The 14,804-nt window shown below is 73.4% G+C and carries 13 protein-coding genes; 8 read left to right on the top strand and 5 right to left on the bottom strand.

What is annotated here, in order from left to right; translation table 11 throughout:
- Positions 1-32: 32 nt before the first annotated feature.
- Positions 33-1,088 (bottom strand): polysaccharide deacetylase family protein, encoded by a 1,056-nt coding sequence (locus tag AC0HI0_RS12110; RefSeq protein WP_480932409.1) that lies wholly within the window; start codon positions 1,086-1,088, stop codon positions 33-35.
- Positions 1,089-1,230: 142 nt separating this feature from the next.
- Between AC0HI0_RS12110 and AC0HI0_RS12105 the strand changes: the two genes are divergently transcribed.
- Entirely contained in the window at positions 1,231-2,808 is a 1,578-nt protein-coding gene (locus AC0HI0_RS12105; protein ID WP_480932408.1) for a putative glycoside hydrolase, read from the top strand.
- Complete coding sequence (locus AC0HI0_RS12100; protein ID WP_480932407.1) at positions 2,805-3,581, top strand: DUF3152 domain-containing protein; 777 nt, start codon at positions 2,805-2,807, stop codon at positions 3,579-3,581. The genes AC0HI0_RS12105 and AC0HI0_RS12100 overlap by 4 nt, the downstream gene beginning before the upstream one ends.
- Positions 3,582-3,602: 21 nt before the next feature.
- Here the strand turns inward: AC0HI0_RS12100 and AC0HI0_RS12095 are convergent, their stop codons facing one another.
- Positions 3,603-4,085, bottom strand: a complete 483-nt coding sequence (locus AC0HI0_RS12095; RefSeq protein ID WP_480932406.1) for a hypothetical protein — start codon at positions 4,083-4,085, stop codon at positions 3,603-3,605.
- A 292-nt stretch (positions 4,086-4,377) separates the two neighbouring features.
- Positions 4,378-5,016: a hypothetical protein gene (locus AC0HI0_RS12090; protein ID WP_480932405.1), complete on the bottom strand. Its 639-nt coding sequence runs from the start codon at positions 5,014-5,016 to the stop codon at positions 4,378-4,380.
- 600 nt (positions 5,017-5,616) lie between these two features.
- On the opposite strand from AC0HI0_RS12090, the gene AC0HI0_RS12085 reads away from it, so the two are divergent.
- Genes AC0HI0_RS12085 through AC0HI0_RS12070 form a run of 4 tightly spaced genes read left to right on the top strand, consistent with a single transcriptional unit; the run spans position 5,617 to position 10,068 of the window.
- The gene (locus AC0HI0_RS12085) at positions 5,617-6,702 is read left to right on the top strand and encodes a hypothetical protein (protein ID WP_480934292.1); all 1,086 of its coding nucleotides are present in this window, start codon (positions 5,617-5,619) and stop codon (positions 6,700-6,702) included.
- On the top strand, positions 6,702-7,856 hold the full coding sequence (locus AC0HI0_RS12080; protein ID WP_480932404.1) for a toxic anion resistance protein: 1,155 nt from the start codon (positions 6,702-6,704) through the stop codon (positions 7,854-7,856). Before AC0HI0_RS12085 ends, AC0HI0_RS12080 begins: the two co-directional genes overlap by 1 nt.
- Positions 7,853-9,481, top strand: coding sequence for a vWA domain-containing protein (locus AC0HI0_RS12075; RefSeq protein WP_480932403.1), 1,629 nt, complete (start codon positions 7,853-7,855; stop codon positions 9,479-9,481). The genes AC0HI0_RS12080 and AC0HI0_RS12075 overlap by 4 nt, the downstream gene beginning before the upstream one ends.
- Positions 9,478-10,068 carry a hypothetical protein gene (locus AC0HI0_RS12070; RefSeq protein ID WP_480932402.1) on the top strand — a complete coding sequence of 197 codons (591 nt, stop codon included), beginning with the start codon at positions 9,478-9,480 and terminating at the stop codon, positions 10,066-10,068. The genes AC0HI0_RS12075 and AC0HI0_RS12070 overlap by 4 nt, the downstream gene beginning before the upstream one ends.
- A gap of 86 nt (positions 10,069-10,154) precedes the next feature.
- Here AC0HI0_RS12070 and AC0HI0_RS12065 read toward each other — a convergent pair whose 3' ends face one another.
- Entirely contained in the window at positions 10,155-10,718 is a 564-nt protein-coding gene (locus tag AC0HI0_RS12065; RefSeq protein ID WP_480932401.1) for a hypothetical protein, read from the bottom strand.
- A 541-nt stretch (positions 10,719-11,259) separates the two neighbouring features.
- Between AC0HI0_RS12065 and AC0HI0_RS12060 the strand changes: the two genes are divergently transcribed.
- Complete coding sequence (locus AC0HI0_RS12060; protein ID WP_480932400.1) at positions 11,260-12,453, top strand: esterase-like activity of phytase family protein; 1,194 nt, start codon at positions 11,260-11,262, stop codon at positions 12,451-12,453.
- 103 nt (positions 12,454-12,556) lie between these two features.
- On the opposite strand, the gene AC0HI0_RS12055 is transcribed toward AC0HI0_RS12060, so the two are convergent.
- Positions 12,557-13,819 (bottom strand): AlkA N-terminal domain-containing protein, encoded by a 1,263-nt coding sequence (locus AC0HI0_RS12055; RefSeq protein ID WP_480932399.1) that lies wholly within the window; start codon positions 13,817-13,819, stop codon positions 12,557-12,559.
- Positions 13,820-13,964: 145 nt separating this feature from the next.
- Here AC0HI0_RS12055 and AC0HI0_RS12050 point away from each other — a divergent pair, with 145 nt between their 5' ends.
- Complete coding sequence (locus AC0HI0_RS12050) at positions 13,965-14,765, top strand: isocitrate lyase/PEP mutase family protein (protein ID WP_480932398.1); 801 nt, start codon at positions 13,965-13,967, stop codon at positions 14,763-14,765.
- The last annotated feature ends 39 nt before the right edge of the window (positions 14,766-14,804 follow it).

The following is a 14,804-nucleotide window of genomic DNA, read 5'->3' as shown; positions in this document are numbered from 1 at the left end:
CACCGTAGCCACCGGGCGGTGGCGGCCGGCGATCAGTAGGCGGCGGCCCGGTCGGCGAACTGCGGCGCGGGCCGAGCGCCCGACGCGGCCGGGTAGGCGATGCGGCCGGCCACGCCGTCCGAGGTGTAGCGGGCGGCGGGGTTCGCGGCGAGCTGGTCCAGCCACGACGTCGAGCCGAACTTGGCGTCCTCGCCGGACGGGTCCTGGGAACGGATGCGCGGCACGTTGAGCGGGTCGAAGTCGTGCGCGTAAGGCGACGGGGCCGGGTTCGAGCCCACCAACAGCACGCAGACGTGTTCGTAGGACGTGCCGTCGTGCGACCCGCGCAGCGCGAGCGGCCCGTTGTCGGGGATCGCGCCGAACGGCAGGGCGAGGCTGGCGACCCGGTACCCCGGCACGGCGCGCTCGATCTCCCGCTGGCCCGAGGCGATCGCCTCGCGCACCTGGTCGTCACCGGCGGCGGCCAGGTTGGTGTGCTGCCGGGTGTGGTTGCCGACCTCGAAACCGTGGTCGCGCAGCCAGGCCAGCACACCTTCACCGGCCGGTGTGCCGAACGGGGCGGCGTTGACGTACATGCTCGCCACCGGGCGGAAGCCGGGGTGGCGGGCGGCGACGTCCAGCAGGATCGCGATCGCCGTGCCCGGTACGGGCGCGGCGTCCGGGCCGAGGGCGAACTGGGTGGGGTCGCCGTCGTCGAACGTCAGCACCACCGGGTGACGTCCGGCCGGGATGTCGATGCGGCCGGTGGCGTACTCGGCGGCCGTCACCGGGACGTAGCCCTCGGCGGCCAGCCGCTCCAACTCCGCCCGGAACCCGTCCGGGGTGCGGTCGTAGACCGACGTCGGCTGCGTAGTCAGCCGGTGGTACATCAGCACCGGGACCTGGCCCAGCTCGTCGGCGCCGACCGACGCCGGGTCGGGGGCGGCGGGGGACGACGCGGGCGAGGACACCGCGGCGGCCGCAGCCGGGGCGGCCGGTGCGGAACCGGCCGGCTCCGCCGCGGGCTGCGCACCGCACGCGCAACAGGCGGCCGCGGCGAGGGCGACGACGAGCGGGCTCCGACGGGTGGGCGCGGGTGCGGCGGTCACACACAGATAGTGGCGGGTGACAGGCGGTCGGAAGGTGAGGGAGCCGCACATTACCCACCATCGGATGATGTTGCGTTTACCAGGCCGCTCGGCGGGCTAGTCGCTGATTGACTGTGCCGGACCCGGACCTAGGAGTTGCGCGGTGTCGCACACACCTTCCAGGGCCAAGCGCGTCCTGGTGCCACTCGTCGCGGTCGCGGTGCTGTTGCTGGTGGCGGGCACGGCCACCACGGTCGTGCACAGCCGCGATGTCAGCCTCGCCGTCGCCGACCTCGCGGACGGGACCTCGATCACGCCGGAGGGCGTGCGCCGGGTCGCCGTCACCACAGCCGACCCCGCCGACCTCGACGAGGTGTCGGTGCGGCTCGACGGGCAGCCCGTCGAGGTGAAGCACGACGGCGGCCGCCTCACGCTCGCCGGCGTCGACCTGGCGGAGGGCGCGCACACCCTGGACGCCCGCGTGGCCAACCCGCTGCCGTGGCTGCCCGACCAGACCGTCGAGCGGACCTTCACCGTCGACGGCACCCCGCCCGCCGTCGCGGTCGAGCCCGCCGAGGCGAAGTCGCCGCGCGGCCCGGTGACCGTGCGCGGCACCGTGCGGGGCGCGGACTCGGTCCGGCTCGGCGACCGGGAGGTGCCGGTGCGCGACGGCCGGTTCGAGGCGTCGCTGGCCGCCGTGCCCACCAGCCTGCGGGTGCGGGCCGCCGACGGGGCCGGCAACACCGCCCAGCAGGACGTGGCCATCAAGGTCACCCACCCGGGGATGCGCGCGGTGCACCTGAGCGCCACCGCGTGGGCCACCCCGGAGCTGCGCGACCCGGTGCTGGCGCTGGCCCGCGAGCACCGCATCGACACCGTCCAGCTCGACATCAAGGACGAGAGCGGCGAGATCGGCTACGACTCGCAGGTGCCGCTGGCCCGGCAGGTCGGCGCGAGCCGGGGCTACTACGACGCCCGCGCCGCGCTCGACCAGCTGCACGCCGCGGGCCTGCGGGTGGTCGGCCGGCTGGTGGCGTTCCGCGACCCGGTGCTCGGTCGCGCGTCGTGGGAGTCCGGCGCCCGGGACCGGGTCACCCAGGACACCTCCGGCGCGGCCTGGTCGGCGCACTACGGCGAGTACGCGTTCACCAACTTCGCCAACACCGAGGTGCGCGACTACAACATCGCGATCGCCAAGGAAGCGGCCCAGCTGGGCTTCGACGACGTCCTGTACGACTACGTGCGCCGCCCGGACGGCCCCATCGGCCGGATGGTGTTCCCGGGCCTCGCGGTCACGCCCGAGCAGTCCATAGTGGACTTCCTGCGGGACAGCCGCGCCGCCGTCCGCCCGCTCGGGGCCTACCTCGGGGCATCGGTGTTCGGCATCGCCGCGCACAGCCCCGGCGACGTCGCCCAGGACATCCCCGGCATGGCCCCGCACGTCGACTACGTCGCCCCGATGGTCTACCCGTCGCACTGGGGTCCCGGCGAGTACGGGGTGGACAACCCCAACGCCAAGCCGTACGAGATCGTGCGCGCGTCGGTCGCGAACTTCACCGAGCTGACCAGGGGCACCGGCACGGTCGTCATCCCGTGGCTCCAGGCGTTCTCGCTGGGCCACCACTACGGGCCGGGCGAGGTGCAGGCGCAGGTGGTGGCGACCCGGGACGCGGGCGCGCCGTCGTTCCTGCTGTGGAACGCGGCGTGCGTCTACGGCGACTCCGGCCTGGAGCCCGCATGAGACCGGTGCCCGTCGCCTACCTGACCGGCCTGTGCCTCGCCGTGACGGCGGTGCTGGTGCTGGAGTCCGGCGCGCAGCCGAGGACGGTGGCGGTGCGGTGGCCCGCGACCGGCGTGCCGGTCGTGTCCGGGACGACCCCGCCGCCACCGCCGGTCGGCACCGGGGTCGCCGAGCTGCCGCCGGGGCCGCCGTTCGCGGAGCGCGGCACGGGCACCTGGCGGGTGATCCCCGGCGCGTTCGGGACCGCCGGCACGTCGTACTCGGTCGAGGTCGAGGACGGGGTGGCACTGTCCCGCGACGACGGCGACTTCGCCGCCGTGGTGGACTACGCGCTCGTCCACCCGCGCGGCTGGACACGCGCCGGCCACGCGTTCCACCGCGTCGGCGGCTCCGTCGAGCCGGACCTGCGCATCCGGCTCGCGTCGCAGGACACCGCGCGCCGGCTGTGCGGCTTCGACCTGCCCTACGACACCTCGTGCCGGATCGGGTCGGAGGTGTACCTCAGCGTGGCGCGGTGGGTCCGGGGCGCGCACGCCTACGGCAGCGAGTTGCGCGGGTACCGGCTCTACGTGGTCAACCACGAGGTCGGCCACTACCTGGGCCACGGGCACGAGCCGTGCCCGGCGGACGGAGCGCCCGCGCCGGTGATGATGCAGCAGACGTTGAGCACCGACAACGACGAACTGGCAGCCATCACCTCCGGCCTGGACCAGGGCGTGACGATCACCGCCGACGGCAAGTCCTGCACCGCCAACCCGTGGCCCGCGCCCTGAGCCGACCGGCCGGGCGGCGGCTCAGTCGAGCAGGGGGTCGGCGACCGCCGGGCGCACCTGCCGGGGCACCGGTCGCGCGCCCTGCCAGAAGGTCGGGTCGCCGTGCGCGCGCAGCGCCGACTCGACCTCGGCCGGGTCGAGCGCCGGTCGGAGCGCGGGTCCCGCCGGGTGCTGGAGGTTGACCAGGACCGGGTGCCCCTCGGTGTCGAACTCGATCACCCCGGACTGCCCGGACATGAGAGCCCGGTCGACCTCGGCGAGGATTTCCAGCAGCACGAGCTGGGCGTGCTCCAGCGTGTCGGCGTGGGTGACGACGTACTCGTGACCCCGCCCGCACTGCCCGTCCACGTCGCCGTGCAGCTGGACGACGACCCCGTACGGCCGAGGCGGGTCGGGGGTGAGCAGCAGCGCCGCGCCGACCCGCAGCAGCAGATCGGCGCGCACCAGACCACGGTCGTAGGTGGGGAGCCACACCTGCGGAGTACCAGCCTGAACGGTGGTCACCGTTCCACTGTAAGAGCCCCGCGACCGGCCCGAACGTCCCCGGATCCGCAAACTCCCGGATCGAGTGAGCCCTGCTCGCGTACGCCGTGACGAGTGCGACGCGCAGTACCTCCGTCCCACGATCGGGCCGCCGCCGAACCGGAGCCCGTCGCCGGGGGACGCCGCTCCCTCCGCCTTGGCCCGATGTCCGGATCGGCCGGTGCGCCACCGTGCGACCGGGCACGGGTGCGGCCGGTGGCCGCCCGCCGCCGACCGCACCCGCACAATTCATTCCGGTGTTCTCCGTAAACCGTCAGTAGACTTCCAGGCCGATGATGATGCCGTCGAAGTCGTAGCTGTCGGCGTCCAGCGCGAAAGCGCTCTTGCCGCCGCCCTGGCTCGCCCACCTGGTGTAGGCGGGGGAGCCGGAAGCGCCCTTGTCGACCACCTCGATCGAAAGGCGGAAATCGGTCAGCTCGTACGGCGCGGTCCACGGCCGGACTTCGAGGAAGACGCGGTACTGGTCGGGGTCGTAGCCGTCGGAGTCGGTCACCAGGTCGGTGACGCCGCCGCCCTCGCTGGCCCACGCGGTGTAGAGCACCGGGCCGTCGGCGCCGTAGCTCTCCCGGGCCTGGGCGCCGATGCGGAAGTCCTTGCCCACCAACGCGCCGCTGGGCGTCGCGGCCAGGTCGATCAGCGCGCCGTCCGGGTCGTAGTTGTCGCTGTCGCCCGCCCACTGCGACGCGCCGCCGCCGAACGTGGCGGGACCGGTGAGGCGTTCGACGCCGACCCCGTAGGTGCCGCCGCCGTCGGCGAACTGGATGCCGACCCGGAAGTTGGGCGTCGCCGCCGCGGTGCCGGGATCGGGCGTCGCACCCGCCGTGGAAAACGTCCCGCCGGTGAGCGCCGCACTGGCCAGGAAGGCCAGGGACAGCGTCGCGAATCTGCGCATTGTGCTCTTTCCTGGGAAATCGGGAGGCAGGTTGTCGGAGGGAATATGGCGCACCTCCGCGACGGTCGCAAACTGCCTCTCGGGGGAAAGGTGCTGCGCGGAACGGGCCAGTCCCGGGAATGTGGAACCGGTGGTTCCGGGTGGCCGCCGGGAGTTGTTCGACTGGAATATTCACGGTGCTCCGGCCCTGCGGGGCGCACTGGGGTCCCGGGTTCGGTCGAGTGGCGCAGCGCCGGGATCGCGTGGCGGACGGCCGAGCGGTGGTGCGGTACCGGCGATCGCGTCGATCCGCAGCCATCCGACAGACCGCGCACCCCGGCGACCGCACCGCCGGGGGTGTTCGGCTTCCCGATCTCCGGCGGTACGGGCGAAGCCGGTCACGTGGGCGGCCCGGTCCGACCGCGATGGGCTGCCGTGCGGCCGGTGACCGGTTCCGGCCCTGGTCGCTGTCACGGTGTGCGACCGGCTCGGCACGGTCGCGTGAATCGTCGTCTGTCGTTCATCAAGCGTTCACGGTGTGCTGTCCCGATCCCGCGTCAAAGGAGTGGAACGGGCTGGATGATCACACCCGAATGGGGGACGAGGGGTCAGGTGAACGTCGTGAAGCGCCAGGTGTCCATCGGCTTGGCGGTGGTGTTGCTGCTCGCCGTCGTGGCCGTCGTCGTGTGGGGCCGGGGGGAGGACGGCGCGACCGCCGGGAACCTGACCACGGTCCGGGGCACGATCGGGTCGGAGAAGCAGGCGTTCTTCACCGACCAGCGGGTGGTCGACGCGTTCGCCAAGCACGGCCTGAAGGTCGAGGTCGACACCGCCGGGTCCCGGCAGATCGCGACCACCGTCGACCTGGGCAGGTACGAGTTCGCGTTCCCGTCCTCGTCGCCCGCCGCGCAGAAGATCCAGCGCGACCGCAAGGTCACCACGGTCTACACGCCGTTCCAGTCGCCGATGGCCGTGGCCACGTTCGAGCCGGTCGCCGACCTGCTGACCACCGCCGGCGTGGTGCGCAAGGGCGCGGGCGACTACCAGGTGCTCGACGTCGCGAAGTACCTGGAGCTGGCCGCGGCCGGCACCCGCTGGGACCAGCTGCCCGGCAACACCGCCTACCCGGCGCGCAAGAACGTCCTGGTCACCACGACCGACCCGCGCGAGTCGAACTCCGCCGCGATGTACCTGTCGATCGTGTCGTTCGTGGCCAACGGCAACGCCGTGGTGAGCAGCCCCGAGCAGGAGGCCAGGGTGCTGCCCGAGGTGTCCAGGCTGTTCCTGGACCAGGGGTACACCCAGAACAGCACCGAGGGTCCGTTCGAGGACTACCTGTCGGCGGGCATGGGCAAGACGCCGCTGGCGCTGATCTACGAGTCGCAGTTCCTGGGCCGCCAGGTGCGCGGCGACGGCTCGATCCGGCCGGACATGCGGATGCTCTACACCGCCCCGACCGTCTACTCCAAGCACACGCTGGTCCCGCTGTCCGGCAACGGCGACCGGGTCGGGCAGCTGCTGTCCACCGACCCGGAGCTGGGCCGGCTGGCCGCCGCGTTCGGGTTCCGCACCAACGACCCCAAGCTGTTCGCCGACGCGGTGGCGCAGGCGAAGGCATCGGCCCCGGCGGACCTGGTGGACACCGTGGAGCCGCCGTCGTTCGAGACCCTGGAACGGATGCTCGACGAGGTGAAGAAGCGCTACTGATGGACGACTTCACGCTGACCCCGCCGGACCCGGTGGAGGCGATCCCGGTCGAGCGCGCGGCCGGGCTGATCGCCCTGGACCAGGCCGCCCGCGACGACATCGCGCGCCGCGCCGAGGAGTTCGCGACCCGGCTGGAACGCCTCGACGTGCGGTCGCCGGAGTTCACCGAGGCGCTGGACGACCTGCTCGCGGTCGGCGAGGCGGACATGCGCGCGGCGGCGGGCGTGGCCGGCGCGATGCTGGACCGCTCGGTCCGCGCGCTGCGCGACACCGCGTCGCCGCAGGAGCACGTGACCACGAGCCTGTCCGGGCTGCGCCGCACGGTCGCCGGACTGGATCCGGCGAAACTGCCGCTGACCGGCCGCAAGCTGCTCGGCGTGTTCCCCGCCGCCAACGCCGCGAAGAAGGCCCTCGACCGCTACCGCGCCGCGAACGAGCCGGTCAACGCGCTGGTCGTGGACCTGCGGCAGCGCCAGGACGTGCTACGCCGCGACAACGCCGCGATCAAGGGCGAGCGGGAGCGGCTGTGGCGCACGATGGGCCGGCTGGCCGAGGCCGCCGCGTTCGCCGAGGCGGTGGACGGCGCGGTGGAGCGCCAGGCCGGCGTGTTCGACCTGACCGACCCGCTGCGCGCGCAGGCGTTGCGCGCCGACGCCCAGTACCCGATCCGGCAGCGCCACCAGGACCTGCTGACCCAGCTCGCGGTCAGCGCGCAGGGCTACCTGGCGCTGGACCTGGTGCGCCGCAACAACGACGAGCTGATCCGGGGCGTGGAACGGGCGGTGTCCACGACCGTGGCCGCGCTGCGGGTGGCGCTGCTGGTCAGCGGCGCGCTGGCGAGCCAGCGGGACGTGCTGGACGAGGTCGCCGCGCTCCAGGCCACCACCGACGGCCTGATCCGCGCCAACTCCGACCTGCTCGACCTCCAGGGTGCCGAGATCCGCCGGGCGGGCGCGGACCCGGCGGTGGCCGTGGAGACGATCCGGGCGTCGTTCGAGCGGATCTACGCGGCGATCGACGCGGTGGACGGCTTCCGGGCCGACGCCGTGCGCACCATGTCGGCCACCGTCGAGTCGCTGTCCGGCGAGATCCGCCGCGCCGAAGAACACCTGCGCCGGTCGCACGACGCGACCGCCGCCGAGGGGGACCGATGAGGAAAGTGCTCGCGCTCGGGTCGACGGCGCTGCTGCTGGCCGGGCTGCTCGCCGGGTGTTCGGCCGAGCCGGACCCGGCGCAGCCGGTGGGGCCGCCGGAGAAGGGCACGCTGCGGGTGCTCGCGGGCAGCGAACTCGCGGACATGCAGCCGGTGCTGGAGGAGGCGGCGAAGGCGACCGGGGTGAGCGTGAAGTTCAGCTTCGCGGGCACCCTCGAAGGCGCGGAGCAGCTCGCCAACGGCTCGGCGGACGGCAAGTACGACGCGGTGTGGTTCTCTTCGAACCGGTACCTGTCGGGCATCCCGGACGCGGCCAAGCGGCTGGGCAACCAGGTCAAGATCATGAGTTCGCCGGTCGTGCTGGGCCTGGCCACCTCCGCCGCGCAGCGGCTGGGCTGGGTCGGCAAGCAGGTCGGCTGGGGCGAGATCGCCGCGCGGGCCGGGCAGAAGGCGTTCAGCTACGGCATGACCGACCCGTCCGCGTCCAACTCCGGGTTCTCCGCGCTGGTCGGCGTGGCGTCGGCGCTCGCGGGCGCGGGCACCGCCGTGGACGCCGGCCAGATCGCGGCGGTGACCCCGAAGCTGACCGAGTTCTTCAGCGCGCAGGCGCTCTCGGCGGGTTCGTCGGGCTGGCTGTCCGAGGCGTACCAGCGCCGGGCCTCCGGCCAGGACGCCGGGCAGAAGATCGACGGTCTGGTCAACTACGAGTCGGTGCTGCTGTCGCTGAACAGCGCGGGCACCCTGCCCGAGCCGCTGACCGTGGTCTACCCGAGCGACGGCGTGATCACCGCCGACTACCCACTCACCCTGCTGACCTCCGCGAGCGACGACGCGCGCCAGGCCCACCAGCGCCTGGGCGACCACCTGCGCACGCCCGACGTCCAGCGCCGGATCATGGAGACCACCCAGCGCCGCCCGGTCGTGCCGGGGGTCGAGCTGGGCGCGCAGTTCGCCCGCAAGGACCTGGTGGAGCTGCCGTTCCCGGCCACCCAGGACGCGGTGGACGCGCTGCTGTCGGCCTACTTCAACAAGATCCGGCGGCCCTCGCGCACGCTGTACGTGGTGGACACGTCGGGGTCGATGCAGGGCGACCGGATCGACGCGCTGCGCTCCGCCCTGGTCGGCCTGACCGGCGCGGACAGCTCGCTCACCGGCCGGTTCCGGGGCTTCCGCAACCGCGAGGAGGTGACCATCCTGCCGTTCAGCACGGCACCGGCGCAGCCGCGCACGTTCACCGTGCCCGAGCAGCACCCGGAGGCCACCCTGGCCGAGATCAAGGACTTCGCGCAGGCCCTGGCCGCCAACGGCGGCACCGCGATCTACGACAGCCTGTCGCGGGCCTACCAGGTGCTGGGCCCGGTGGTCGCGGCCGACCCGGACCGGTTCAACTCGATCGTGCTGATGACCGACGGCGAGAACGCCAACGGCTCGGACTTCGACGGGTTCAAGCGGGCTTTCCCGGGCGTGCCCGGTTCGGTGCGGTCGGTGCCGGTGTTCACCGTGCTGTTCGGCGAGGGCAGCAGCGACGAGCTGTCGGAGGTGGCGACGATGACCGGCGGCAAGGTGTTCGACGCCCGCAAGGCCCAGCTGTCCGAGGTGTTCCAGGAGATCCGCGGTTACCAATGATCCGCTACCTGGGCTCGACCAAGAACCTCGCCGGCTGCGTCGGCGGGCTGCTCGGCGTGGTGCTGCACCTGACCGGCGTGGTCGGCGCGTGGTGGCCGCTGGTCGTGGCCGCCCTGTACGCGGCGGGCGCGCTGATGGCGCCGCCGGAGAAGGTCCGGCTGGTGCCGGTGGACGCGGCGACCGAGGCAGGCCAGGTGCGGGCGGGGCTGGACACCCTGGTCGGCGAGGTCGCCGGGCAGGCGTCCCGGATGCCCGAGTCGACCGTGGACGCCGTGCGGCGGATCGCGGACGTGCTGGGCGACATGCTGTCCCGGCCCGCGCAGCTGGCCGCGAACCCGGACCTGCGGCACACCCTGGTCCGGCTGGCGCGCACCGACCTGCCGCTGTCCGTGCAGACCTACCTGAACCTGCCGTGGTGGTTCGCGGTGAAGCGGCGGACCGGCGGGGAGCCGAGCGCGGGGGAGGAGCTGGTCACCCAGCTCGGGCTGCTGGAGCGGCAGGCGCACCAGCTCGCCGAGCGGTTCTACGCGGGCGACGTGAACCAGCAGGCCGACCACACCCGTTACCTGCGCGATCAGGGCGAGTGACGCAGGAGTTCGCGCACGGGATCGCCTGATGCGTCCCGGTGCCCCGTCCGCTTCGTACGGGGCACCGGAAACCTCGTGCTACCTGCTCAGAAATTCCACGCGTTGGTGCTGATCGGCGACACCGCGGACTGCGTGCGGATCTTCGCCCACGAGAAGGCGTACTTGTTGAACACCTCCGCAGTGGTGATGTGCCGATATCCGCCCGCGCCGATTCCGCCGGCGTTGGCGTCCCAGATGTACGTCGCGGGGGACGAGGCCGACTTGGCGAGGTGCGCATTGCTCATGGTGAAGTAGCCGTGGAAGCAGTCGATGAGGACGTTGTCGCCCACTGTCGAGATCCCGTCCCAGCTGTCCCACAGGTTGAAGTAGACGGTCGGATTCGGGATCAGGTTGGCGGTGCTGTTCGGGTCGATGAGGTAGACGTTGGACGAGGTCGTCGTCTTCACCCGCTGGCCGGGTTGGGGACAGGCCAGGCGCGCGGTCGCCCCTGTCGCCGCCCGTGCGGCCTGCGCCTTGGACGTGGTGGCCGGACCGAACGCCCGGGTGCTCGCGGTGCCGGTCGCGGTCGTGGCGACGGTGAGGCCCACGGCCAGCGCGAGCGCGGTCAGGACAATGCGGGCCGTGGACTTCCCGACACGGAATTTATTCATGGAACATCCTTCGAAAGGTGTGCAATGTGCGGGCGGCGCGCGAGTGCGTGCCGCCGCGACGCCCGGCGGGCGGAGGCGTGCGGGAGCCGCATTTGCGGACATGTCGATACAGTCTGCCGGTGACGCCGCGGACATCACGACAGTTAAGTGTTATCCCCCTCTGCGGCATTCCTGCCCGCTCGGATTTCGCCGTCCCCTCGGCGGAGTCGCAATCCGAGTATCGACCCGGGCGCGCGTTTTCGTCAATCCTCGCGATTCGAGAATGGGGCCCCGCACCGCGCTCGTCGTCGCGTTCCCCTGGTGTGCCGTTCGTCGGACACCCTCCCGGTCGACGGCGCGGAAACCCGCCCGGGTGCGCGGACCCAGGCGGCGGCCACGCGGGCGGGAACCGCTGGGGCGCAACGACAACGCCCCGCACGACGACCGGTGCGGCCATCCGGGCGAGGCCGAAGCGCGTCCATCCCGCGTTCACCTCGCCCCCCTAGCGTTCCGTCCCGCCGCGCGTGCCGTGGGGCCGCGCCACGGGGAGATCGGAACACCCATGAGGAGACCGCTCGTCGTCGGACTGTCCGTGCTCGCCCTGGTCGCGGCGGCAGTGCCCGGCGAAGCGTCGCCGACCGACCGCCGGGGCGATTTCGGGCAGGCGACGCTGACCCGGTTCGCGTCCCTGCCCGCCCGGACCTTCGTGCCCGCGAGCGAACCGTCCGGCGCGGCGCTGGGCACCGCCCCGGTCAACGGGATCACGCCGCCGTTCGCCGACCAGCCCGTGCAGGGGTTCAGCGCGGTGCTGCGCAACGGCGACGGCAGCTACGACGTGCTGTCGGACAACGGTTACGGCAGCAGGGAGAACAGCGCCGACTTCGCGCTGCGGGTGCACCGCATCGCGCCGGACTTCGCCACCGGCCGGGTCGACGTGGTCGGCGGCGTGACCCTCACCGACCCGGACGGCCGCGTCCCGTTCCCGCTGACCCGCCCCGACCGGGTGCTCACCGGCGCGGACTTCGACGTCGAGTCCATGGTCCGGCTCGCCGACGGCTCGTTCTGGACCGGCGACGAGTTCGGCCCGTACCTGCTGCACTTCGACCGCGCCGGCCGGCTGCTGTCGCCGCCCGTGCCGACGCCCGGCGTGTTCGCGCCCGGCAACCCGGCGGGCCCGCCGAACATCGGCGGCAGCAAGGGTTTCGAGGGCCTGGCGCTCTCGCCGGACCGCCGCACCCTCAACGCCCTGCTGGAGGGCACGGTCGCCGGCGACGAGCCGGGCACGCTGCGCCTGTACGAGTTCGACCTGGCGGCGGGCCGGTTCACCGACACCCGGTGGGTCTACCGGCTGGACTCCACCGAGCACGCGATCGGCGAGGCCGTCGCCGTGGACCGCAACCGCCTGCTGGTGATCGAGCGCGACGCCAACGCGGGCCCGGACGCCAAGGTGAAGAAGGTCTACCTGGCCGACAAGCGCGACCGCGACCGGGACGGCAAGCTCGACAAGACCCTGGTCGCCGACCTGCTCGACCTGGCCAACCCGCGCGGGCTGGGCGGCTTCGGCAGCCCGTTCCGGTTCCCGTTCCCGACCATCGAGAGCGTGCTGGTGCTCGACGACCGGACGCTGGCCGTGCTGAACGACAACAACTTCCCGTTCTCCTCCAGCCGGGTCGCGGGCAAGCCGGACGACAACGAGTTCATCACCGTCAAGCTCGCCGAACGCCTGTACGCCGACCCCCGCGTCCTCGGCCGCTAGCCCGTCGGGCGCACCCGGGACAGGCCCGGCGACGTCCCGGGTGGGCACGAGTGATGTCTCGTAGCTGAGCTTGTGGTTGTGGCGGGTCTGTTCCGGGCGGTCCTTATGTCCCGGCCGTGACCAGGTGCACGGCCGCGAGCGAGCGCCACGGTCGCCAGTCCTCCGCCAGGCCCGCGCCCGCCTGGTGGAGGACGCCGGCCGGCAGCACGTCACGCCCTCCCAGCCGCAGGGCGATCCACGCCGCCTGGTCCGGGGTCACGCCCGGCACGGCGGACAGGTCGTCCTGCCCGTCCAGCACCAGCTCGCCCGACACCACCCGCACCGCCAGTTCCCGCACCACGTCCGGCACGTCGGCGCGCGCGAGCACGTCGGCGGCCGGGAACAGGTGCGTCAGCCCGTGCCCCAGCCCGCCCACCGGCTGCCCGCATCGCCGCACCAGGTCGCCCACGGCGTCCGGCGCGAGCACCGACACCGCCAGCTCGAACGGCCCCCACGCGCCCGGAACCCGCACCCCGGGCCGGGCCGCCACCAGCGGTCCCAGCACGGGATCGGCGGCGAACGCCTCGACGGCGGGCGTGACGTCGGTGTCGACCCCGACCACCCGCGCCACCCGCTCCACGACGTGGATCACGCCCTCCCAGTACGGCAGGTGCGCCCGCAGCAGCAGGTGGTCCTCGCCGCCCGGCCGCACCTCCAGCACCCCGGCCTCGCCGTCGAGGCTGATCGTCCGCCGGTACACCGCACCCCGCACCGACTCCACGCCGGGCACGGCGCGCGCGTCGAGGAACGCCAGCACCGCCGACCAGTCGTAGGGAGCCTGGAACGGCAGCCGCACGGTCAGCCCACCGTCGGCGGCGAGCCGGTCCGCCCTGCGCCGCCGCTGCCGCAGCTGCGACGGCGAGGCCCGGAACACCTCGGTCATCGTCCGGTTGAACTGGCGCAGGCTGCCGAAGCCCGACGCGAACGCGATGTCGGCGACGGTCAGGTCCGAGTCGTCCAGCAGCCGCCGGGCGAAGTGCGCGCGGCGCGAGCGGGCGAACTGGTCGGGGGTGGTGCCGAGGTGCTCGTGGAACAGCCGCCGCAGGTGCCGCGCCGACAACCCCAGCCGACCCGCCAACTCCGCCTCCGACCCGGCGTCCAGCGCGCCGGAGATGATCAGCTGCACGGCCCGGCACACCAGCTCGGGCGCGTCCGCCGCCAAGGGGCCGGCCACCCGGTACGGGCGGCAGCGCAGGCAGGCCCGGAACCCGGCGGCTTCGGCCGCCGCCGGCAGCGCGAACGTGCGGACGTTCTCCGCGCGCGGCTTCGCCCCGCAGCCGGGCCGGCAGTAGATGCCGGTCGTCACCACCGCCGAATACGTTGTCACCACCCAGGTCTAGCCGATCGGCGGGCCGTGCGCCGGCCGGATCCGGACACCCGGCGGTGATGTCCGGATCCGGCCAGACGGCCGACCGGGGGATGGGCCAGGCTGGTGCCCGACCACGAACCCCGTCACCACCGGAGCGAATCTGATGTCCCAGCAGGACAAAGCCACGGCCTTCCACGCCCTGCACACCGGCCCCGTCCTGGTCCTGCCCAACGCGTGGGACGCCGGTTCCGCGCGGCTGGTCGAGCACGCGGGCGCCCGCGCGGTCGCCACCACCAGCGCGGGGTTCTCGTGGAGCCTCGGCAAGCCGGACGGCGGCCGGCTGGACCGGGCCACCGCGCTGGCCGCGCTGTCCCGGATCACCGCGGCGGTCGACGTCCCCGTCACCGCGGACATCGAGGGCGGGTACGGCGAGGACCTGGCGGAGACCGTCGAGCAGGTCCTGGCGGCCGGTGTCGTCGGCATCAACATCGAGGACAGCGCGGACGCCCGCCTGCTCGACCCGGACACCCACGCCGAGCGCATCGCGACGATCCGCCGGGCCGCCGAGCGCGCGGGCGTCGACCTGTTCGTCAACGCCCGCGTCGACGTGTACTTCTTCGGCGACCGCTCGGTGTCGGACACCCTGCGCCGGGCGCGGGCGTACCTGGCGGCGGGCGCGAACGGCGTGTTCGTGCCGGGTGTCGGCGACCCGGGCACCATCGCCGAACTGGTCGGCGGCCTGGACGCGCCGCTCAACGTGATGGCGGGCCGGGGGTCGCCGACCGTGGCCGAGCTGGCGGCGCTGGGCGTGGCCCGGGTGAGCGTCGGCCAGGGCATCGCCGAGGCCGCCTACTCGGTGGCGCACCGCGCGGCGGTCGAACTGCTCGCCGAGGGCACGTACGCGGTCGGCGGCGAGATCGACTACGGCACGTTCAACGGCCTGCTGGCCGGGCGCGACGCGTGACCCCGGCGCCGTGCCCGGCGGACGCCTTCGCCCGCCGGG

The sequence above is a fragment of the Saccharothrix sp. NBAS 001 genome (genome assembly GCF_056640475.1).
This window is presented reverse-complemented; position numbering and strand designations above follow the sequence as displayed.